Here is a 20,650-nt window from a genome sequence, read left to right as displayed (position 1 = left end):
AATGAGGCTGTACTGTGGGAAGTAATGTAAGGCAACAGATTGAAGCTCAATTAAAGCAACGTATCTTATTGATTGATGGTGGTATGGGCACCATGATCCAAGATTACAAATTAGAAGAGCAAGATTATCGTGGTGAGCGCTTTGCGGATTGGCATTGTGATTTAAAAGGTAACAATGATCTATTAGTCCTATCTCAGCCTAAATTAATTAAAGATATTCACCTGCAATACTTAGAAGCAGGTGCAGATATTCTTGAAACCAACACATTCAATGCAACCACCATTGCTATGGCTGACTATGATATGGAAAGCCTGAGTGAAGATATTAACTTTGCAGCGGCCAAGTTAGCACGTGAAGCTGCCGACGAGTGGACCGCGAAAACACCAAAGAAACCGCGTTATGTTGCAGGTGTATTAGGCCCAACAAACCGAACATGTTCTATTTCTCCTGATGTGAATGACCCTGGCTATCGAAATGTTAGCTTTGATGAACTTGTTACTGCATATTCCGAGTCTACTAGAGCGTTAATCAAAGGCGGCTCAGACCTCATCCTTATTGAGACTATTTTCGATACCCTAAATGCTAAAGCTTGTGCGTTTGCCGTTGATTCGGTGTTCGAGGAGCTAGGCATTAGTTTGCCTGTGATGATCTCAGGTACGATTACCGATGCATCGGGAAGAACGCTATCAGGCCAAACAACGGAAGCGTTTTACAACTCCTTGCGCCATGTTAACCCTATCTCATTTGGCCTTAACTGTGCATTGGGACCGGATGAACTGCGTCCTTATGTCGAAGAGTTGTCACGCATTTCTGAGTCGTTTGTATCGGCTCACCCTAATGCGGGCTTACCTAATGCTTTCGGTGAGTACGATTTGTCACCAGAGGATATGGCTGTTCACGTTAAAGAATGGGCAGAAAGCGGCTTCCTAAACTTGATTGGTGGTTGTTGTGGTACCACGCCAGAACATATTCGTCATATGGCGGACGCAGTAGAGAGGGTTCAACCACGTAAGCAACCTGAGCTAGTAACGGCTTGCCGTCTGTCCGGTCTTGAGCCACTGACCATAGAAAAAGAGACTCTGTTTATTAACGTTGGTGAACGTACCAATGTGACCGGTTCTGCTCGCTTCAAACGCCTAATTAAAGAAGAGCTTTATGATGAAGCGCTAGAAGTCGCACGCCAGCAAGTTGAGAACGGCGCCCAGATCATCGATATCAATATGGATGAAGGCATGCTTGATGCTGAAGCGTGTATGGTTCGATTCTTGAACCTATGTGCCTCAGAACCTGAAATTTCCAAAGTGCCAATCATGGTGGACTCTTCTAAGTGGGAAGTGATTGAAGCTGGCCTGAAATGTATCCAAGGCAAAGGCATCGTTAACTCGATCTCACTGAAAGAAGGGAAGGAAAAGTTTGTAGAGCAAGCAAAGCTGATCCGCCGTTATGGTGCTGCAGTTATCGTTATGGCATTCGACGAAGTAGGCCAAGCAGAAACACGTGAACGTAAGCTAGAAATCTGTACTAACGCATACCGAATTCTAGTTGATGAAGTTGGCTTCCCACCAGAAGACATTATCTTCGATCCAAATATCTTTGCAGTCGCGACGGGAATTGAAGAGCACAACAACTACGCTGTAGATTTCATCGAGGCTGTTGCCGATATCAAACGTGACTTACCTCATGCGATGATTTCAGGTGGTGTGTCGAACGTGTCGTTCTCTTTCCGAGGCAACAACTATGTTCGCGAAGCGATTCACGCCGTTTTCCTTTACCACTGTTTTAAGAATGGTATGGATATGGGGATCGTTAACGCAGGTCAGCTTGAGATCTATGACAACGTTCCCGACAAACTTCGTGAAGCAGTAGAGGATGTGGTCTTAAACCGTCGTGATGATGCGACTGAACGCTTGCTTGATATCGCCGCAGAATACGCTGGTAAAGGTGTTGGCAAAGAAGATGATGCATCGGCACTTGAATGGCGCACATGGCCAGTAGAGAAACGTTTAGAGCACGCGTTAGTAAAAGGTATTACAGAGTTCATTGTTGAAGATACTGAAGAGGCGCGTGTTAATGCATCTAAGCCACTAGAGGTTATTGAGGGCCCTCTAATGGACGGTATGAACGTGGTCGGTGACTTATTTGGCGAAGGTAAGATGTTCCTGCCTCAAGTAGTGAAATCTGCACGCGTAATGAAACAGGCTGTAGCTCACTTAGAGCCGTTCATTAACAAGGAAAAGCAAGCTGGCTCTTCCAACGGTAAGATACTACTGGCAACGGTGAAAGGGGATGTTCACGATATCGGAAAGAACATTGTTGGTGTTGTTCTCCAATGTAATAACTACGAGATCATTGACCTTGGTGTAATGGTTCCGTGCGAGAAAATCTTGAAAGTAGCTCAAGAAGAGAACGTAGATATCATCGGGCTTTCTGGCCTGATTACGCCATCACTAGATGAGATGGTTCACGTTGCAAAAGAGATGGAACGTCTTGATTTCAACTTGCCTCTGTTAATTGGTGGTGCGACAACTTCAAAAGCTCACACAGCTGTGAAAATTGAGCAGAACTACAAGAACCCTGTAGTGTATGTAAACAATGCATCTCGTGCTGTTGGGGTGTGTACTTCCCTGCTTTCTGATGAGCTTCGTCCAGCGTTTGTAGAAAAGTTAGATGCGGACTATGAGCGTGTTCGTGACCAACATAACCGTAAAAAGCCTCGCACTAAGCCTGTTACCTTAGAGCAAGCTCGAGCAAATAAAGTTGCGATTGATTGGAATACTTACACACCGCCTGCTCCAGTGAAGCCAGGGGTGCATGTGTTTGATGACTTTGAAATTTCGACACTGCGTAAATATATCGACTGGACACCATTTTTCATGACTTGGTCGCTAGTGGGTAAATACCCCGCGATCTTCGACCATGAAGAAGTCGGTGAAGAAGCTCAACGACTCTTTAAGGACGCAAATGAACTGCTCGATCGAGTAGAGAAAGAAGGTCTAATGCAAGCACGTGGTATGTGTGCGCTATTCCCGGCCGCGAGCGTTGGTGATGACATTGAAGTCTACACCGACGAGTCTCGTACTGAAGTCGCTAAAGTTCTTCACAACTTACGTCAGCAAACTGAAAAGCCAAAAGGCTTCAACTACTGTTTATCTGATTACATTGCGCCGAAAGAGTCTGGCAAGAAAGATTGGATTGGAGCGTTTGCCGTAACTGGTGGTATTAATGAGCGTGAATTGGCCGATGCGTATAAAGCGCAAGGTGATGATTACAACGCAATCATGATTCAAGCTGTCGCGGACCGCTTAGCAGAAGCGTTTGCTGAGTGTTTGCATGAGCGTGTTCGTAAAGACATTTGGGGCTATGCCGCAGATGAAAACCTATCGAACGAAGAATTGATTCGAGAGAAGTACCAAGGTATTCGTCCTGCTCCGGGTTATCCTGCTTGTCCAGAACATACTGAAAAAGGCCCGCTCTGGGACTTAATGAAGGTAGAAGAGACGATTGGTATGACGCTAACCTCAAGCTATGCGATGTACCCTGGGGCTTCGGTATCCGGCTGGTATTTCTCGCATCCAGACTCGCGTTACTTTGCGATCGCACAGATCCAGCAGGATCAGGTTGAGAGTTACGCTGATCGTAAAGGTTGGGATCTGCTCGAAGCTGAGAAATGGCTTGGTCCTAATATGAACTAATTAGGATCAAGATAGTTTCAGGATCAAAAAAGGTTAGCGTGATGCTAACCTTTTTTCGTCTATGGTTTTATTCTAAGCATATATAGCAATGAGTTGAGTTATTCTTCAGCCATAAAGGCTTCCAGTAGATCATTAAGAAACAGCTTACCTTTCTCGGTGATCTGCCAGTGTGTTTCACTCTCATTGAGGTATTGCTTCTCTATCGCCCATTCAATAGTCGACTGGATAGCATCAAACTCTAAGCCCGTTGTATCGATAAAATCTTGCTTAGGGCAGGCTTCCATCAAGCGAAAACGGTTCATGAAAAACTCAAAAGGCCGATCTTCGTTGGCTACGATAAATTCATCTGAAAGATACGGCTTCACCATATTTTGATAAGCAGCGAGATAGCCACGTGGATGTTTGACCTTTGTGGTACGGACAATCCGGCCGTCAGCAAAGCTCAGCTTGCCATGTGAGCCACAACCAATGCCTAGGTAATCGCCAAAGCGCCAGTAATTTAAGTTATGGCGACACTGAAAATCTGGTTTGCTATATCCTGAAATCTCGTATTGCACATAGCCAGCATCTGCGAGCTTTTTATGTCCTTGCTCGAAGATATCCCATAAATCATCGTCGTCGGGTAGCGTCGGTGTCTTATAGTAAAACATCGTATTCGGCTCAATGGTGAGCTGATACCATGATAGGTGAGGGGGATTGAGTTCAATCGCCTTATCTAAATCTGCTAGGGCTTGTTCGATTGTTTGATCAGGTAAGCCGTGCATTAAGTCTAAGTTGAAACTGTTGAGTCCGATTGTATGAGCAAGCTGGGCGGCATTTACCGCTTCTTGTTGGCCATGGATACGTCCTAGCTTGTCGAGTTTTTGCTGTTCAAAACTCTGTACGCCAATCGAGATTCGCGTCACTCCTGCCTTTTGGTAGCCTTTAAAGCGTTCAGCTTCGACGGTACCGGGGTTTGCTTCCATTGTGATTTCGATATTGGGCTCAAAGCCAATTCGAGTTTCAATGCCGTTTAGAAGCTTCTCTATGCCTTGAGCTGATATAAGGCTTGGGGTTCCGCCACCGATGAATATTGAATGCAATTTACGTGAATTGTCGTTTAGCTGATACTTTTCGATATCGGTATCGAGATCTTCAAGTAGCGCGTCAATATATTGCTGTTCCGGAATATCTGCTTTTAAAGCGTGTGAATTGAAATCACAGTATGGGCACTTTTGTACACACCATGGGATGTGTACATAAAGGCTGAGTTTAGGTGGTTTTAACATCGTCAATTTTGCCAACGATTATACTTGCTCTGACAAAGTAGCGAATAGCTTGCTCAGTGCTTTGCCACGGTGTGATAGCTGTTTCTTACGGGCAGGCTCCAATTGTGCAGACGCACAGTTATCTTCAGGTACAAAAAATACCGGATCATAACCAAAGCCATTGTCACCTTGAGCTTGTTCTAGGATCTGACCTTCCCATTTCCCATGGCATACAATCGGTGTTGGATCATGCTCATGGCGCATCAAAACCAACACACAATGAAAACGAGCACTGCGTTGTTCGCTCGGTACGCCTTCCATCTCTTTGAGCAGTTTTTCTAAATTTTGCTGGTCGGTTGCCTTTTCTCCTGCGAAGCGAGCAGAGTAGATCCCTGGCGCACCTTTTAGGTAATCCACTTCTAACCCTGAATCATCGGCAATAGCAGGCAAGCCGGTTTCTTTGGCTGCGTGGCGGGCTTTGATAATGGCATTTTCAATAAATGTAGTGCCAGTTTCCGCGACTTCTGACACGGAATATTCGCTTTGCGCGACAACGTCAAAGCCAAATTCAGAAAGGAGATCCGCCATTTCACGGACTTTTCCTTGGTTACCTATTGCAAGTACTATCTTGTTCATCGAGATTCTCTTTAGTAGAAGTCTATTCTTCAACGTAAAACTTTTGGCTGAACTTTAGTTTACCCGTGCCTTTGTTTCCAGCATTAATGTCGAGATCGAAGGTGAGGGTTTCTTCATTGGAAATTGGCAGCTCAGCTAAATAGTAAATCGCATCACCTTCTTTGACTTGCTTAAAGGATAGTTCACGAGTATTGCCGATCAGGTTACGGCTATGACCGGTAATGTTAGCCTCTGTTGCTGGTTTCCCCGCCTGAGAGTTATCAAGCACACTGATGTTAATAATCGCAGAGTAGCCATTTCTTTTTAGCTGGTAGCTACGAGCAACTTGTGGGGTAAGAAAAGTGGAGTTAAATGCAGAGTAATGAACTTCAACATCCTTGATGGTTTTGAACTGACCTGCCCATGTTGGGAGTGCCAGAAAACTTACCAGAATTAGGGTGATCCATTTGTTCATAGGGCTTCCTTTGTTTGTTGTTATTTTTTTGCTTCGTTATGGGGATATCTTATCGTAAATAAATGAAAAGCCATCATAAGATGGCTTCGATTTCTGTAGGTATTTGGCTGGGTGTTTGAACTCGGATCTGTTTATGTCGACCTAGCTCGCCTTTCTCTATGGTGATAAGTCCTTTCGCGACTTTAAATTGTTTAGCTAAGTATTTGCTCAAATGCGCGTTGGCTTTGCCATCAACAGGAGGAGCAGTAATGGCGACTTTTAATTCGTCACCATGGAGTCCAACAATTTTATCGCGGCTCGCTTTTGGCTGAATGTAAAGACGGAGCAGGATATCTGAACCGTCCTTCCAAGCCGCTAGCGCCATTACAGCCTAAACCACATTGGACCAATAAGGTCGCCCATTAGGAAGTTAGCAAATTGCAAGGCAATAAATAACACTAACACACTTAAGTCGAAGCCACCCATAGCAGGAATGATACGACGAATCGGCGCTAGCATTGGCTCTGTTAGCTGGTGGAAAACGTATTCGATAGGACTGCGACCTTGGCTTACCCAGCTAAGAATTGCACGAATAAGTAGTACCCAGAAGAGTAACCCGCCTGCAGCTTTAAGCAGTGACAATAAGCCTAGGAATAGGAAATCGGCACTGAAGCTTACCGAACCGCTAGAGGCGATAAAGATAAGTGCGACGAACTTTAGAACACACAGCACGTACGCGAACAGAACTGTGGCTAGGTCGAGACTGCCGATTGACGGAATCACACGGCGAAGCAGGCCTACAATAGGTTGAGTCGCTTTGACGATAAATTGAGAGAATGGGTTATAGAAATCCGCACGCGCAGCTTGAAGCCAGATGCGTAAGATCACGACCATAATATAGAGATCAAACAGTGTGGATATCAGAAAACTCATTGAATTCATAAGGAGCCCTTAATACAGGTTGTGTCCAAGTTTACTGGGTTGGACAAAATTAAAATAACTTTTCCATTTCTTCTGCGCGAGAGACTGCAGCTTGCATCGCTTTCGCAACAATATCGGATAATTGATGTTCATTGAATGTGCGCAGCGCTTCTGCTGTTGTACCACCCTTTGAGGTCACTTGCTCACGTAGCGTTGAAAGTTCTGTGTCAGGGTTCGCGGCTACCATGCTTGCTGCTCCTAGTGCTGATTGTTGCACTAGATTGCGCGCCGTTTCTACATCGAAGCCTTGAGCCATAGCTTCTGCCTGCATTGCCTCCATAAAGAGGAAGAAATACGCAGGAGCACTTCCCGCAGCTGCAATTACATTATTGATACCAGACTCGTTCTCAACCCAGCATACTTTACCTACCGCATTCATCAACTGCTCAGCAAAGTTTTTATCTTCCACTGGAACATGTTGTGCAGCATAAAGCCCGCTCATGCCAAGCCCGATCTGAGACGGAGTATTTGGCATCACGCGTACCAAATTTAATGTGCTGTTTAGCATTTCATCGTAGCGCGAGCTATGAATTCCGGCCGCAATGGAGATAACCAGCTTGCCAGAAAAATCGATGCTTTGTAGAGGTTTCGTCACCTCTTCCATCATTTGCGGTTTGACTGATAGTACCACTACATCGGCTTCTTGAGCCGCGATTTCATTATTGCTGGTGGTGCGAATGCCGTATGCTTGTTCAAGAGGTAAGCGTCTAGTCTCAGATGGCGCTGTCGCTGTGATAAGTTCAGCAGGGTAGCCATCGGCAATAAGCCCGGAAACAATAGCCTTAACCATATTTCCCGCGCCAATAAAGGCAATCTTCTTGTGTTCCATTGGTCGTTTGATCCTTTTGTTAAGCGTGTGGTTTCCCCGCTATTGCTAGGCTTTACCGCTATAATCGCGTGCACCGAATATTGCTGTACCAATACGAACCATGGTACTGCCAGCTTCAATCGCTGCATCCATATCGCCACTCATTCCCATTGATAAAGTATTAATATCAGGATATTGCTTTGCGAGTTTGTCTTTGAGTTCTGCTAACTGCTTGAATGCACTCAGTTGAGACTGATAGTCAGAAACGTTAGCAGGAATAGACATCAATCCTCTTAAAGTGAGGTTCGGTAGGCTAGAAATCAACTCTGCTAGCTCAAAAACTTCTGTATCAGTTGCGCCTGATTTACTGGCTTCACCACTGGTGTTTACCTGAATAAGTACTTGGATAGCAGGCATATATTCAGGGCGTTGGTCGTTCAGACGCTGAGCTGTTTTTGCTCGATCTACTGTGTGCACCCAAGCAAAGTGTTCTGCAACATGGCGGGTTTTATTCGATTGAATAGGGCCGATGAAGTGCCATTCAATATCGATATCAGCGTGATGTTGATTGAAATGCTGAACTTTCTCTACGCCTTCTTGAACGTAGTTCTCGCCAAAGGCACGCTGGCCTGATTGTGCCGCTTCTAGAATTGCTTCATTAGGCTTAGTTTTACTCACCGCTAAAAGTTGCACCGAGTCTCGAGGTCGTCCACACTTTTGTTGTGCGCTTTCAATCTGTGAGGTGATATGTTCAATGTTTTGTTGAATACTACTCATAGCTACTTATACGTAAGGAAATTAAATGGATATCGCTGAGTTACTGGATTTTAGTGTAAAGCATAATGCTTCAGATCTACATCTTTCTGCTGGTGTAGCGCCTATGGTACGTATAGATGGTGAAGTAAGAAAGCTTGGAGTACCAGCTTTTAGCCATGCCGATGTTCACCGTTTAGTTTTTGAGATCATGAATGATGCTCAACGTAGTGAGTTCGAGGAAAAGCTGGAAGTCGACTTCTCGTTTGAGTTGCCAAATGTCGGCCGTTTTAGGGTGAATGCCTTTAACCAATCCCGTGGCTGCTCTGCCGTGTTTCGAACCATTCCGGTTGAGATTCCTACCTTAGAGCAGATCGATGCGCCAGAAATCTTTGAGAAAATTGCCAACTACGAAAAAGGGTTAGTGCTGGTAACTGGGCCAACGGGTTCGGGTAAATCGACCACGTTAGCCGCTATGGTGGATTACATTAACCGTCACCACAATAAACATATTCTTACCATCGAAGACCCGATTGAGTTTGTTCACACCAACAATAAATGTTTGGTGAACCAGCGTGAAGTACACAGAGATACCCATAGTTTCAAAAATGCGCTACGTAGTGCATTACGTGAGGATCCCGATGTCATTCTGGTAGGTGAGCTACGAGATCAAGAAACCATTAGCTTAGCACTGACGGCTGCAGAAACAGGTCACTTAGTTTTTGGTACGCTGCATACCAGTTCAGCGGCGAAAACCATCGACCGTATTATTGATGTATTTCCGGGTAGTGATAAAGATATGGTGCGATCTATGTTGTCGGAGTCGATGCGTGCCGTTATTGCGCAGAAGCTCCTCAAGCGTGTGGGTGGGGGCCGAGTTGCTTGTCATGAGATTATGCTAGCGACACCTGCGATTCGAAACCTTGTGCGTGAAGACAAAGTGGCGCAGATGTACTCCATCATTCAAACAGGTGCGGCTCACGGCATGCAAACGATGGAGCAAAATGCGAAGAAATTAATGGCTCAAGGTCTTGTGGATGTTCAAGAAGTTGAGAAGAAAATAGAAATCGAGTCTTCACCGTTTTAGAGAGAAACCTCATGGATTTGAATCAGTGCTTACAACAGATGATCGAGCTTAAAGCATCGGATCTCTATTTAACGGTCGATGCTCCGATTTTGTTCCGAGTCGACGGGGAACTCAGAGCTCAGGGCGACAAACTGAACGAGGGGCAGGTTACTCGCTTCCTTAATGCCATGATGGATGATGATCGTCGAGAAAGCTTTAAGCAAACTCGCGAATCTAACTTTGCTGTGGTTCGCGATAGTGGACGCTTTCGTGTCAGTGCATTTTTTCAACGTGAGTTGCCGGGGGCGGTAATACGCCGCATTGAAACCAATATCCCAACCTTTGAAGAGCTCAAGTTACCTGAAACGCTGCAAGATTTGGCCATAGCCAAGCGTGGGCTCGTGTTGGTTGTCGGGGCGACGGGCTCTGGTAAATCTACGACGATGGCGGCAATGACGGGCTATCGCAATCAACATCGAACTGGGCATATTCTTACCGTTGAAGATCCCATTGAGTTCGTGCACCAGCACCAGAGCTGCATCGTCACTCAGCGAGAGGTTGGGTTGGATACTGAAAGCTATGAAGTGGCGCTTAAGAACTCTTTGCGCCAAGCTCCTGATATGATTCTAATTGGTGAGATCCGTAGTCGAGAGACGATGGAATACGCCATGACGTTTGCCGAAACGGGCCACCTATGTATGGCAACGCTGCATGCTAACAACGCCAATCAAGCGTTAGAACGGATTCTCCACCTTGTTCCTAAAGAGCAAAAAGAGCAGTTCTTGTTTGATTTGTCGATGAACCTAAAAGGGGTAGTAGGGCAGCAACTTATCCGCGACAAGAATGGCCAAGGTCGTCATGGGGTGTTTGAATTATTGCTAAACAGTCCTCGAGTCTCTGATTTAATTCGCCGGGGTGATCTACATGAATTAAAAACAACGATGGCTAAATCGAAAGAGGTGGGCATGCAGACGTTTGATCAAGCGCTTTATCAGCTGGTGGTCGAGGGTAAAATCAGTGAACAAGATGCGTTGCACAGTGCTGACTCAGCAAATGATTTACGTCTGATGTTAAAGACTCAGCGTGGTGAGAGCTACGATTCTGGCTCACTCACCAATGTGCAGATAGATATGGATTAGCCAAGCGGTCACAAGCTTTGGATGATAAAAAGGGTTGGTACGTTACCAACCCTTTTCTGTTTCTGGAGCTTCTCTATTTTGTGAGAGCTTAGCCGTATTGCGCTTCAAACCAGCTCTCTAAGATAACGACGGCAGATTGGCAATCGACGTTGCCTTTTGAAAGCGCTTTGTAACCGCCCATATTGAACAAATCTGAGCGAGCTTCTGTTGTCGATAGGCGCTCATCATGCAGTTCTACAGGTAATCCGTAGCGACCTTGAAGCCGCTTGGCAAACTTCCTTGCTCTAGGCGTTATAGACTCAAGATCTTTGCCGTATAAGTCGGTTGGAAGCCCAACAACCAGCATGTTCGGTTGCCATTCTTTAATTTGCTTTTCGATATCATCCCAATTGGGAATGCCATCGTTGGCTTTAAAGGCTTTCAATGGTGAAGCTGTTCCCGTGATTTCTTGGCCAATTGCACTGCCGATGCTTTTGGTGCCGAAATCGAAAGCCATGATAGTTCTGGACATGGTGTGCCTTTATTTTGTAGGGGACGAGTTATACAGCGAGCGCTATGCGTGACCTGTTTGTGTTGATAGTTGCGCGGCGTCGATCCCCAGCATTTGTACAGCGGTACGCCAACGTTCGCGGATAGGGGTGTTAAAAATAACGTCAGGATCAGCTTCAATAGTCAGCCAGGAGTTCTCGGCTAGTTCAGTTTCGAGTTGCCCCGCTTCCCAGCCTGAATAGCCAAGTGCGATAATGTAGCTGTTTGGTTCCGCTTCAGTACCTAGCACCGAGAGAATATCTTTAGAAGTCGTCACAGAAATTTCATCGGTCATTTGGATACTCGATTCGTACCGATCTTTCGGTTGATGGAGTATAAAGCCGCGATCTTCAGATACTGGCCCACCGTTTAACACGGGTTTCTCTAGGCTCTCAGTATGCAGTTGGGGGTGAACGGGCTGAATATCGACTCGCTCCAACATCCCCGCGACGGTAATATCGATAGGTGCATTGATCATTAGCCCCATCGCGCCTTCTTCATTGTGCTCACAAACATAAATAACACTGTTCTTGAAGTACGGGTCTTTCATTCCCGGCATAGCAACTAAGAAGTGGTTGGTTAGGTTCATAGCGACTCCAAATGATTAAGGAGGCGGGCTTCCCCGCCTAAATGAAGCTAATTTTTTAGACGACGCTCAATCGCGTCCATTAACTTACCAGTAATAGAAACATCAAACGCGGCCTCGATTTCACGAATACAAGTCGGGCTGGTCACGTTGATCTCTGTTAATTTGTCGCCAATTACGTCTAAGCCTACAAAGATAAGGCCCTTTTCTTTTAATGTTGGAGCTACCGCTTGGGCGATTTTTAAGTCTGTTTCACTGAGCGGTCTCGCTTCGCCAGTGCCACCTGCCGCTAAGTTGCCGCGAGTTTCCCCTTTTGCCGGGATACGAGCTAGGCAGTAAGGCATTGGTTCGCCGTCTACCACGAGTATGCGCTTGTCACCGTTGCTGATGTCAGGAACGAATGTTTGCGCCATGGCGTAGTTCTGACCATGGTTGGTGAGTGTTTCAATAATCACCGACACATTAGGATCATTTTCTTTCACTCGGAAGATTGATGCACCTCCCATGCCATCTAATGGCTTCAAGATCACGTCACCATGCTGTTCACGGAATGCTTTGATCTTTTCTGCTTTACGCGTAACGATTGTCGTCGGCGTTAATTCTGGGAACCACGCCGTAAATAGTTTTTCGTTACAGTCACGTAAGCTTTGTGGTTTATTAACGATCAGGGTGCCTTGTTCTTCGGCACGCTCTAAAATGTAAGTCGCGTAAATGTACTCGGTATCGAATGGAGGATCTTTACGCATTAATACCGCGTCTAAATCAGAGAGTTCGATCGTTTGCTCTGACTTAAATTGATACCAGTTTGCCGGATCTTCTTTCAGCTCAACCACTTTAGTATCAGCTACCGCGACACCTTGATCTAAGTGTAGATCATTCATTTCCATGTAGTGGATTTCATAGCCACGGCGCTGTGCTTCAAGCATCATGGCGAAGCTAGAGTCTTTCTTAATGTTAATGGATGAAATTGGATCCATTACGATGCCAAGTTTAATCATGATCTTCTCCGGTTAGCCAAGATCGCCAAAGCGAACTTGAAGGGCGGTAATTGCGGTGAGAGCCGCTGTTTCGGTTCGTAGTACACGTGGGCCCAGCAACGTCTCTTCAAACTGATAGTCTTGTGTCATATCGATCTCTTGCTCTGACAGGCCACCTTCTGGGCCAATCAGTAAGCGTACTTTTTCGATAGGAGTAGGTAGGGTGTTAATGGAATACTTCGCTCTAGGGTGCAGGTTAAGCTTGAGCGCGTCGGTTTGCTCTGCACACCATTGTTCTAGCTGCATGATAGGTCTAATGACAGGTACGGTATTACGACCGCACTGCTCACACGCGCTGATTGCAATTTTTTGCCATTGAGCCAACTTCTTTTCAAAACGTTTCTGATCGAGCTTTACGCCGCAACGCTCTGAGATGAGTGGGGTAATCGTGTTTACGCCCAGCTCAACAGATTTCTGGATAGTAAACTCCATCTTATCGCCGCGCGACACGACTTGACCAAGATGTAGGTCGAGTGGTGACTCTGAACTGCGTTCAATACGCTCGGTGATGTTCACATCTACGTTTTTCTTTCCTACAGAACTGATAGTGGCTGGAAACTCGGCACCACTGCCATCAAACAACAGCACGTCTTGGCCTTCTTTCATGCGTAGCACTCGGCCAATGTGACCTGCGGCATCATCACTCAAAGCAAGCGTGCCTAGCTGGTGGATAGTTTCAGGGTGATAAATTCTTGGGATGCGCATGATTTTTTGAAATTCCAGCAAACAGTTAGAGAATGTTTAGAGACTAACATGGATGCTTTAAGGTAAAAAAACAAGGGCAGAAGAAGAGATTCAACGCGTGAGATTGAATCTCTTGATGTCCGTGTTATGGGTTGCAGCGTTCATAGACAAATGGGTTGTGATTGCCTTGAATCTTTTGGATGCGTCTATCGCGTTCACATTCCCATTCATCGACCGGGTATTGCTTGTTCCAGGCTGTCATTAAGTTAGTTTGTTGAGAAGATAACTGGAAACCATACTCCTGACTCATATACAGGTAAGTCCGGGCAATGGAACCTTTTGCTCTATCGGGTGGCATCACTTTGCGCTGTTTGAAGTTCACTTGCATCTCACAGCGACCATAACTGACACCTTGTGTACCATTCCACAGACTGAAATTGTAATTGGAGCGATCGCCGTTCACTTCACCAATCGTCGGCGTTAAGTTGTGTAGATCCGCCTCCATTGAACGAAATACGGTGTCGTTTTTGGTGCAGTTTTTCCTCCCTCCTTGCTGCCAGCATTGGCGCTGATGACCAAATTGCCAAGCCGGGACGACATGTTCCCACTCGATTCTAGATGCACGCTTTTGTTGTTTCCTGACCTCATAGCCACAAGACTCCAAGTCTGGAGTGCCCCTTCTTCCTTGCCATTGGATGTCACAGCCGCAATAAAAGCTACTGGGATGATCTTGGTAGATTTTAACCGCTTCTTTTTTGGCCTTGTAAAACGATGATGGAGGCGCAGATAGGGCTAAATGCGAAACAATAAACAACGAGCCAAAAACGGCGATGGTAAAAGGTTTCATTAACAGAGTGTGGTAAAAGTATGACAAATGCCAGTCTACCACGCAATTTAGTGTAAGAGATATGAAATAGCTAGAGCTGGGCTAGGAGAGCTGCTGACCTGTAAACGTTAGTGTTTGCTTGCACTGTTGGCAACGATAGCTCGCTTGCCTTCTCATGACTTTGTTGTGACGTCGGATAGAGAGTGGGTATTCAGAGCAGCCACAGCTGTAGGCGAAGGTTTTACCTTGAACAGAGGCAATATCGAACTGATGTGTTGTGTCTGGAGAGACACCAAAAACGCTGCGCATTATTTGTTGCCATTCTTTGCCATGTGGGCGAACTCGACCATAGATTTTGTGGACGATGAGATGAGCCACTTCATGGGGAATAACTTGTTCAATAAACGCCGCTTGGTTTTCTGTAAATAAAACTGGGTTGAGGCGAACTTCCCACAGTTGCAAGTAGGCTTTACCTGCTGTTTTCCCACGTAGTTTATAGCTTAGACTTGGCGTTTCAAAATGGGTTTGGAAGTATTGGCTCGCTTTATCAATGCATTGTTTTAGTTGCACTTGTGCCCGGTAGTTAAGTTCAAAATCTATCACGTTATGCCTCAGTAAAATAAAGCCCCGGAGAAAATCCGGGGCAAGATTGTAACATTAATGGCAAACGAAAATAGAAGGTTGGAGACCTAATGTTTTTTCTTTATCGTTGCATGATAAGCATGCCAAGTACCGTAGCCTAAGATTGGCATGGTAAACAGCATTCCTATCCCGTACGTGGCAAAACCAATCAAGATACCGCCACAAATTAACCCTGCCCAAACGATCATGGCTGGGATATTCGATTTTACAGCGTTAAAGCTAGAGAATACCGCCGTCATAATGTCGACTCGACGCTCCATCATTAATGGAATCGAAAAAGCCGAGACACTGAATACAATGCACGCAAGAACAAACCCGACAACAGAGCCAGTGATCAAGAATGGTAAAAATTCAGTGAGAGGCGCGCCTTCTACCGACGGATAGAGCACATGTAGCAATGCTGCGATACGCATCCAAAAGATCATGGCGATGGCGAGAAATACGGCAAACGTCCATTGAGAAGTCGAGTTGCGGCCAATTGCTTTCATCGAGTGTAGTAAGCTTGCGTTGTGACCTTTTTCCCTTTCCCAGCTAGCATCGTAGAGCCCTAGAGCTAGGAAGGGGCCGATGAGCATATAAACAACCAGACTTGGCATTACAACCAAGTGGGTGCCTTGCCATTGTACTAACAGCACAATACCGACTGCCGCTAACATAAAGCAGAAACCGTAAAATGCACTGATGAAAGGCATGCGGATAAAGTCGTGTAACCCTAGCGATAGCCAGTGAAACGGCGCTGACACACTAAGCTGATTACACGGTATGGTTCGAGCGTATTCGTTATCTGGGACTTCCTTTCGTTTATCTTGAAAGTCCGATGGATTAACCGTACGAGGCATAGATCCTCCTTGATCGATTCACGTTCAATACCAAGCCTGAGCTAAGTATTGGTAGATTCGATGCCTGCTTTGGCGATACAAACAGTTCGACTTAAAAAGCACTCACAGCAAAGCCCTGCATCACGTTGTTAGTGAAGTTTCTTTCTACTTGCGTTTAGAAACTTATTTGAGTCTCGAAACCTATGGGTAGATAGAAAAATTAACACCTTATTAACTATTGGCGTGAATGACGAAAATTACAAATAACAGACATAAAAAAAGCCCTTACTTATTAGTAAGGGCTTTTTAAATCTAGCTAGTGATTACTTGATGCCAGCGAACTCGCGTAGTAATGCCGCTTTATCTGTTGCTTCCCAAGGGAATTCTTCACGACCGAAGTGGCCGTAGGCTGCAGTCTTCTTGTAGATTGGTTGAAGAAGGTTCAGCATTTCTTGTAGGCCGTATGGACGTAGGTCGAAGTTTTGACGAACAGCTTCGATAATGATGTCGTGAGATACTTTCTCAGTGCCGAATGTTTCAACCATGATAGAAGTTGGATCTGCAACACCGATAGCGTAAGAAAGTTGGATTTCACAACGGTCCGCCATGCCAGCAGCGACGATGTTTTTAGCAACGTAACGAGCTGCGTAAGCTGCGCTGCGGTCTACTTTTGATGGATCTTTACCAGAGAATGCACCACCACCATGACGAGCCGCACCGCCGTATGTATCTACGATGATTTTACGACCAGTTAGACCACAGTCACCCATTGGACCACCGATTACGAAACGGCCTGTTGGGTTGATGAAGAAGTTAGTGTCTTTAGTGATCCACTCAGAAGGCAGTACAGGCTTGATGATCTCTTCCATTACCGCTTCACGTAGGTCTGGAGTCGTTACTGAATCACAGTGCTGAGTAGAAAGTACAACAGCATCAATACCAACGATCTTACCTTGGTCGTATTGGAACGTTACCTGAGATTTTGCATCTGGGCGTAAGAAATCTAGCTTACCGCTTTTACGTACTTCAGCTTGTTTTTCAACAAGGCGGTGAGAGTAAGTGATCGGAGCTGGCATTAGAATGTCAGTTTCGTTTGTTGCGTAACCGAACATGATGCCTTGGTCGCCCGCGCCTTGCTCTTTAGGATCTGCTTTATCAACACCTTGGTTGATGTCTGGAGACTGCTTACCAATTGTGTTTAGAACAGCACAAGAGTCAGCATCAAAGCCCATGTCTGAATGAACGTAGCCAATTTCACGTACAGTTTCACGAGTGATTTCTTCGATATCAACCCATGCAGAAGTCGTGATTTCACCACCAACCATTACCATGCCTGTTTTCACGTACGTTTCACACGCAACGCGAGCTTTCTTATCTTGTTCTAAGATGGCATCAAGAACAGCATCAGAAATTTGGTCTGCGATTTTATCTGGATGGCCTTCTGAAACAGACTCAGAAGTGAACAGGTGCTTAGCCATGAGAGCTCCACTTAAATTAGTTATAACGGCTGGTGTTGTTAACCAACCGTAATGAAATACAGTAAATTTTGTAGGTGTTTCTACATCTAGACGTCTATTCTAGTTTTGAACGCTCGAATTACAAGCTCTTTTTTCTTATCGAAGATAACCAAACGTTTGCTTCGGCAAAGCTTAAATTTAGTTACTTTGAATCAAAATGCTAAAAATTACGCTGAATTGCTAGAATTCTGCCAGTAAAACGTTTGCAGAGACAAAATCCCTTTGAGACAATATCGCGCGCTGATTTTTCAGCCTCTAACCACACATTTCGAATTCGCTTAATGCACTCAGGAGCAGTCATGTCTTCTCGTAAAGATCTAGCAAATGCAATCCGCGCACTTAGCATGGATGGCGTACAACAAGCCAACTCTGGCCACCCAGGCGCACCAATGGGTATGGCAGATATCGCCGAAGTTCTTTGGCGTTCTCACCTAAACCACAACCCAGCAAACCCTGAGTGGGCCGACCGCGACCGTTTTGTATTGTCAAACGGCCACGGTTCAATGCTGATCTATTCTTTGCTGCACCTATCAGGTTACGAGCTATCAATCGATGATCTGAAAAACTTCCGTCAATTGCACTCTAAGACTCCAGGCCATCCAGAGTACGGTTACGCGCCGGGTGTTGAAACAACAACAGGTCCACTAGGCCAAGGTATCACTAACGCTGTTGGTATGGCGCTGGCTGAGAAAACTCTAGCAGCACAATTCAACAAAGAAGGCCACGACATCGTTGACCACTTCACTTATGCATTTATGGGTGATGGCTGTCTGATGGAAGGTATTTCTCACGAAGCATGTTCTCTAGCGGGTACGCTAGGCCTTGGTAAACTTATTGCTTTCTGGGATGACAACGGTATTTCTATCGACGGTGAAGTTGAAGGTTGGTTCTCTGACGACACGCCTAAGCGTTTTGAAGCTTATGGCTGGCACGTCATCCCAGCGGTAGACGGTCACGATTCAGCTGCAATCAACGCTGCTATTGAAGCAGCTAAAGCCGATCCACGTCCTACACTAATCTGTACTAAGACGATCATCGGTTTTGGTTCGCCAAACAAGTCTGGTTCACACGATTGTCACGGTGCTCCGCTAGGCGCTGAAGAAATCGCAGCAACTCGCAAAGAACTTGGCTGGGAACACGGTCCATTTGAAATTCCAGCGGACATCTATGCTGAGTGGGACGCAAAAGAAGCAGGCGCAGCTAAAGAAGAAGCTTGGAACGCTAAGTTTGAAGCGTACGCTGCGGCTTACCCGGCAGAAGCTGCTGAGCTTAAACGTCGTCTAAACGGTGAACTACCTGCACAGTGGGAAGAGAAAACAAACCAAATCATTGCTGATCTTCAAGCTAACCCAGCAAACATCGCATCACGTAAAGCGTCTCAAAACGCACTAGAAGCATTTGGTGCTATGCTACCTGAATTCCTAGGCGGCTCTGCTGACCTTGCACCTTCTAACCTAACTATGTGGTCTGGCTCTAAGTCTGTTTCTGCTGAAGATCCAGCGGGTAACTACATCCACTACGGTGTACGTGAATTCGGTATGACAGCGATCATGAACGGTATCGCTCTGCATGGTGGTTTCGTACCATACGGTGCTACTTTCCTAATGTTCATGGAATACGCTCGTAACGCAATGCGTATGGCTGCTCTGATGAAAGTTCAGAACATCCAAGTTTACACGCACGACTCTATCGGTCTTGGCGAAGATGGTCCAACTCACCAACCTGTTGAGCAAATGGCGTCACTACGTTTGACTCCAAACATGAGCACATGGCGTCCATGTGACCAAGTTGAGTCTGCAGTAGCTTGGAAACTGGCTATCGAGCGTAAAGACGGTCCAACGTCTCTCATCTTCTCTCGTCAAAACCTTGCACAGCAAGAGCGTAACGAAGAGCAAGTAGCAAACATCGCACGTGGTGGTTACATCCTGAAAGATTGCGAAGGCAAGCCAGAGCTTATCCTTATCGCTACAGGTTCTGAAGTTGAACTAGCGGTTAACGCTGCGGCTGAACTAACAGCTGAAGGTAAGAAGGTACGTGTAGTATCTATGCCTGCAACTGACGCATTCGACAAGCAAGACGCTGAGTACCGTGAATCTGTACTTCCATCTGACGTAACAGCTCGTATCGCTGTAGAAGCTGGCATCGCTGACTTCTGGTACAAGTACGTTGGCTTCGGTGGCAAGATCATCGGTATGACAACATTCGGCGAATCTGCACCAGCAGGCGAGCTATTCAAGATGTTCGGTTTCACTACTGAAAACGTAGTAAACACAGCGAAAGAGCTTCTAGCGTAACGCTTTATTAGCTTCTTCTAGTAATAAAATTAAAGCCCAGCGACGCATACCGTCTCTGGGCTTTTTCGTATTTGTCTAACAAGTAAATAGATATCTTTATCCATTGAGATTGATTATAATTTTCAAAATTGATCTCGCTCAAGTTTATCCTCAATGAAGCTATCTCTCGCAGGCCTTTGGCAATTGTCACCTTTAACTGATTTGTCTATTCCTCAAGATGACATTACTTTTCCAGCATCTTTAAGCAGCATCTTACCCAAGACCCTGACGGAACAAGATATTGCTCAGCAAGAGTGGCACCTCATGCATGATATTGAGGTAGATGAAGCCATGTTAGCTTTTCCAGCAGTGGATTTAGTCATAGCAGGTGTCGATTACCATGCAGAAGTGCGTATTAATGGTGTCGCTGTGTTCGACTGTGATGGTACTCAATCGTTATACAAGAAAGATATTCGCCCTTATTTGCAGTTAGGGAGAAACCGATTTGAGGTGCTATTCCTTGAGCAAGAAGAAGATTGGTTGCTGGATGATGATTCAGCCACTGAATTGTGCGAATTAGGCGACGCTCCTTCAAAGATTGATGAGCGAATGGGAATTTGGCAAGAGCCCTACCTTCAATTTATTCGCCATGTTCGTTTAGAGCATGTGGCTACGGAGCAAATTTGGCACCACGGTGGAGGGTGTGAGTTTATGGTTGACCTCCATTACACTACGTATGCTTCAGGCCTTGTGTCTGCGATGGTGAAATTTAACGGCATGACTTATCACTTGCCTATTGATGTGAGAAGTAACCATGCGAGTGCACTTTTTCAGATCGAGGCTCCGATCTATTCAGAGCCTGATCAGCCTAAAGAGCAAGATTTGTATAGTTTAGAAGTCAACTTGGACGGCCAACAGCAGCATTTTAAAGTCGGGTTAAGTCGCGACTTATGCGTGTCCCACTATCCGATATAGTCGAGTGAG

The 20,650-nt window shown here is 45.7% G+C and carries 20 protein-coding genes; 5 read left to right on the top strand and 15 right to left on the bottom strand.

Features of this window, described 5'->3' with window-relative positions:
• Window positions 1-14 precede the first annotated feature (14 nt).
• Entirely contained in the window at window positions 15-3,692 is a 3,678-nt protein-coding gene (metH, locus tag ACXABW_RS13315; protein ID WP_457523100.1) for a methionine synthase, read from the top strand.
• A gap of 98 nt (window positions 3,693-3,790) precedes the next feature.
• On the opposite strand, the gene hemW is transcribed toward metH, so the two are convergent.
• From hemW to ACXABW_RS13280, 7 genes are all read right to left on the bottom strand, one after another.
• Window positions 3,791-4,960, bottom strand: coding sequence for a radical SAM family heme chaperone HemW (gene hemW, locus ACXABW_RS13310; RefSeq protein ID WP_457523099.1), 1,170 nt, complete (start codon window positions 4,958-4,960; stop codon window positions 3,791-3,793).
• Window positions 4,961-4,978: 18 nt separating this feature from the next.
• Window positions 4,979-5,575 carry an XTP/dITP diphosphatase gene (locus tag ACXABW_RS13305; protein ID WP_457523098.1) on the bottom strand — a complete coding sequence of 199 codons (597 nt, stop codon included), beginning with the start codon at window positions 5,573-5,575 and terminating at the stop codon, window positions 4,979-4,981.
• A gap of 22 nt (window positions 5,576-5,597) precedes the next feature.
• Window positions 5,598-6,029, bottom strand: a complete 432-nt coding sequence (locus ACXABW_RS13300) for a DUF4426 domain-containing protein (RefSeq protein ID WP_252028400.1) — start codon at window positions 6,027-6,029, stop codon at window positions 5,598-5,600.
• Between the two features lie 73 nt (window positions 6,030-6,102).
• Window positions 6,103-6,393: a DUF167 family protein YggU gene (gene yggU / locus ACXABW_RS13295; protein ID WP_252028398.1), complete on the bottom strand. Its 291-nt coding sequence runs from the start codon at window positions 6,391-6,393 to the stop codon at window positions 6,103-6,105.
• Window positions 6,393-6,950, bottom strand: a complete 558-nt coding sequence (locus ACXABW_RS13290; protein ID WP_457523097.1) for a YggT family protein — start codon at window positions 6,948-6,950, stop codon at window positions 6,393-6,395. Before ACXABW_RS13290 ends, yggU begins: the two co-directional genes overlap by 1 nt.
• 49 nt (window positions 6,951-6,999) lie before the next feature.
• Window positions 7,000-7,818 (bottom strand): pyrroline-5-carboxylate reductase, encoded by an 819-nt coding sequence (gene proC, locus ACXABW_RS13285; protein ID WP_457523095.1) that lies wholly within the window; start codon window positions 7,816-7,818, stop codon window positions 7,000-7,002.
• Window positions 7,819-7,863: 45 nt separating this feature from the next.
• A complete protein-coding gene (locus ACXABW_RS13280) occupies window positions 7,864-8,574 on the bottom strand; it encodes a YggS family pyridoxal phosphate-dependent enzyme (RefSeq protein ID WP_457523094.1) in 711 nt (236 codons plus the stop codon).
• Window positions 8,575-8,599: 25 nt separating this feature from the next.
• On the opposite strand from ACXABW_RS13280, the gene ACXABW_RS13275 reads away from it, so the two are divergent.
• Together ACXABW_RS13275 and ACXABW_RS13270 are read left to right on the top strand one after the other, a co-directional pair.
• A complete protein-coding gene (locus tag ACXABW_RS13275; RefSeq protein WP_457523093.1) occupies window positions 8,600-9,637 on the top strand; it encodes a type IV pilus twitching motility protein PilT in 1,038 nt (345 codons plus the stop codon).
• Between the two features lie 11 nt (window positions 9,638-9,648).
• The gene (locus ACXABW_RS13270; protein WP_457523091.1) at window positions 9,649-10,755 is read left to right on the top strand and encodes a PilT/PilU family type 4a pilus ATPase; all 1,107 of its coding nucleotides are present in this window, start codon (window positions 9,649-9,651) and stop codon (window positions 10,753-10,755) included.
• Between the two features lie 88 nt (window positions 10,756-10,843).
• On the opposite strand, the gene ruvX is transcribed toward ACXABW_RS13270, so the two are convergent.
• The 8 genes from ruvX to metK form a co-directional block, all read right to left on the bottom strand.
• On the bottom strand, window positions 10,844-11,266 hold the full coding sequence (ruvX, locus tag ACXABW_RS13265) for a Holliday junction resolvase RuvX (RefSeq protein ID WP_252028386.1): 423 nt from the start codon (window positions 11,264-11,266) through the stop codon (window positions 10,844-10,846).
• Between the two features lie 42 nt (window positions 11,267-11,308).
• The gene (locus ACXABW_RS13260) at window positions 11,309-11,872 is read right to left on the bottom strand and encodes a YqgE/AlgH family protein (RefSeq protein ID WP_252028384.1); all 564 of its coding nucleotides are present in this window, start codon (window positions 11,870-11,872) and stop codon (window positions 11,309-11,311) included.
• 47 nt (window positions 11,873-11,919) lie between these two features.
• Complete coding sequence (gene gshB, locus ACXABW_RS13255) at window positions 11,920-12,867, bottom strand: glutathione synthase (RefSeq protein ID WP_457523089.1); 948 nt, start codon at window positions 12,865-12,867, stop codon at window positions 11,920-11,922.
• Window positions 12,868-12,879: 12 nt separating this feature from the next.
• On the bottom strand, window positions 12,880-13,611 hold the full coding sequence (gene rsmE, locus ACXABW_RS13250; RefSeq protein ID WP_252028380.1) for a 16S rRNA (uracil(1498)-N(3))-methyltransferase: 732 nt from the start codon (window positions 13,609-13,611) through the stop codon (window positions 12,880-12,882).
• Window positions 13,612-13,735: 124 nt separating this feature from the next.
• On the bottom strand, window positions 13,736-14,437 hold the full coding sequence (locus ACXABW_RS13245) for an endonuclease (protein ID WP_457523086.1): 702 nt from the start codon (window positions 14,435-14,437) through the stop codon (window positions 13,736-13,738).
• 81 nt (window positions 14,438-14,518) lie between these two features.
• On the bottom strand, window positions 14,519-15,019 hold the full coding sequence (locus ACXABW_RS13240; protein ID WP_265688834.1) for a SprT family zinc-dependent metalloprotease: 501 nt from the start codon (window positions 15,017-15,019) through the stop codon (window positions 14,519-14,521).
• 86 nt (window positions 15,020-15,105) lie between these two features.
• The gene (locus ACXABW_RS13235) at window positions 15,106-15,897 is read right to left on the bottom strand and encodes a DUF2189 domain-containing protein (protein ID WP_252028374.1); all 792 of its coding nucleotides are present in this window, start codon (window positions 15,895-15,897) and stop codon (window positions 15,106-15,108) included.
• Between the two features lie 302 nt (window positions 15,898-16,199).
• Entirely contained in the window at window positions 16,200-17,354 is a 1,155-nt protein-coding gene (metK, locus tag ACXABW_RS13230; protein WP_252028372.1) for a methionine adenosyltransferase, read from the bottom strand.
• 338 nt (window positions 17,355-17,692) lie between these two features.
• Here metK and tkt point away from each other — a divergent pair, with 338 nt between their 5' ends.
• Window positions 17,693-19,687, top strand: a complete 1,995-nt coding sequence (gene tkt, locus ACXABW_RS13225) for a transketolase (protein ID WP_457523083.1) — start codon at window positions 17,693-17,695, stop codon at window positions 19,685-19,687.
• Window positions 19,688-19,840: 153 nt separating this feature from the next.
• Window positions 19,841-20,641, top strand: coding sequence for a glycosyl hydrolase 2 galactose-binding domain-containing protein (locus tag ACXABW_RS13220; RefSeq protein ID WP_457523082.1), 801 nt, complete (start codon window positions 19,841-19,843; stop codon window positions 20,639-20,641).
• Window positions 20,642-20,650 lie beyond the last annotated feature (9 nt).

The organism is Vibrio paucivorans (genome assembly GCF_054053395.1).
The sequence above is the reverse complement of the archived record's forward strand: the minus strand, read 5'-3'. Positions and strand labels throughout refer to the sequence as shown.

Excerpts from the sequence above, each read along its gene's own strand:
- hemW (WP_457523099.1), bottom strand. The coding sequence starts at position 4,960 with ATGTTAAAACCACCTAAACTCAGCCTTTATGTACACATCCCATGGTGT.
- ACXABW_RS13305 (WP_457523098.1), bottom strand. The coding sequence starts at position 5,575 with ATGAACAAGATAGTACTTGCAATAGGTAACCAAGGAAAAGTCCGTGAA.
- ACXABW_RS13300 (WP_252028400.1), bottom strand. The coding sequence starts at position 6,029 with ATGAACAAATGGATCACCCTAATTCTGGTAAGTTTTCTGGCACTCCCA.
- yggU (WP_252028398.1), bottom strand. The coding sequence starts at position 6,393 with ATGGCGCTAGCGGCTTGGAAGGACGGTTCAGATATCCTGCTCCGTCTT.
- ACXABW_RS13290 (WP_457523097.1), bottom strand. The coding sequence starts at position 6,950 with ATGAATTCAATGAGTTTTCTGATATCCACACTGTTTGATCTCTATATT.
- proC (WP_457523095.1), bottom strand. The coding sequence starts at position 7,818 with ATGGAACACAAGAAGATTGCCTTTATTGGCGCGGGAAATATGGTTAAG.
- ACXABW_RS13280 (WP_457523094.1), bottom strand. The coding sequence starts at position 8,574 with ATGAGTAGTATTCAACAAAACATTGAACATATCACCTCACAGATTGAA.
- ACXABW_RS13275 (WP_457523093.1), top strand. The coding sequence starts at position 8,600 with ATGGATATCGCTGAGTTACTGGATTTTAGTGTAAAGCATAATGCTTCA.
- ACXABW_RS13270 (WP_457523091.1), top strand. The coding sequence starts at position 9,649 with ATGGATTTGAATCAGTGCTTACAACAGATGATCGAGCTTAAAGCATCG.
- ruvX (WP_252028386.1), bottom strand. The coding sequence starts at position 11,266 with ATGTCCAGAACTATCATGGCTTTCGATTTCGGCACCAAAAGCATCGGC.
- ACXABW_RS13260 (WP_252028384.1), bottom strand. The coding sequence starts at position 11,872 with ATGAACCTAACCAACCACTTCTTAGTTGCTATGCCGGGAATGAAAGAC.
- gshB (WP_457523089.1), bottom strand. The coding sequence starts at position 12,867 with ATGATTAAACTTGGCATCGTAATGGATCCAATTTCATCCATTAACATT.
- rsmE (WP_252028380.1), bottom strand. The coding sequence starts at position 13,611 with ATGCGCATCCCAAGAATTTATCACCCTGAAACTATCCACCAGCTAGGC.
- ACXABW_RS13245 (WP_457523086.1), bottom strand. The coding sequence starts at position 14,437 with ATGAAACCTTTTACCATCGCCGTTTTTGGCTCGTTGTTTATTGTTTCG.
- ACXABW_RS13235 (WP_252028374.1), bottom strand. The coding sequence starts at position 15,897 with ATGCCTCGTACGGTTAATCCATCGGACTTTCAAGATAAACGAAAGGAA.
- metK (WP_252028372.1), bottom strand. The coding sequence starts at position 17,354 with ATGGCTAAGCACCTGTTCACTTCTGAGTCTGTTTCAGAAGGCCATCCA.
- tkt (WP_457523083.1), top strand. The coding sequence starts at position 17,693 with ATGTCTTCTCGTAAAGATCTAGCAAATGCAATCCGCGCACTTAGCATG.
- ACXABW_RS13220 (WP_457523082.1), top strand. The coding sequence starts at position 19,841 with ATGAAGCTATCTCTCGCAGGCCTTTGGCAATTGTCACCTTTAACTGAT.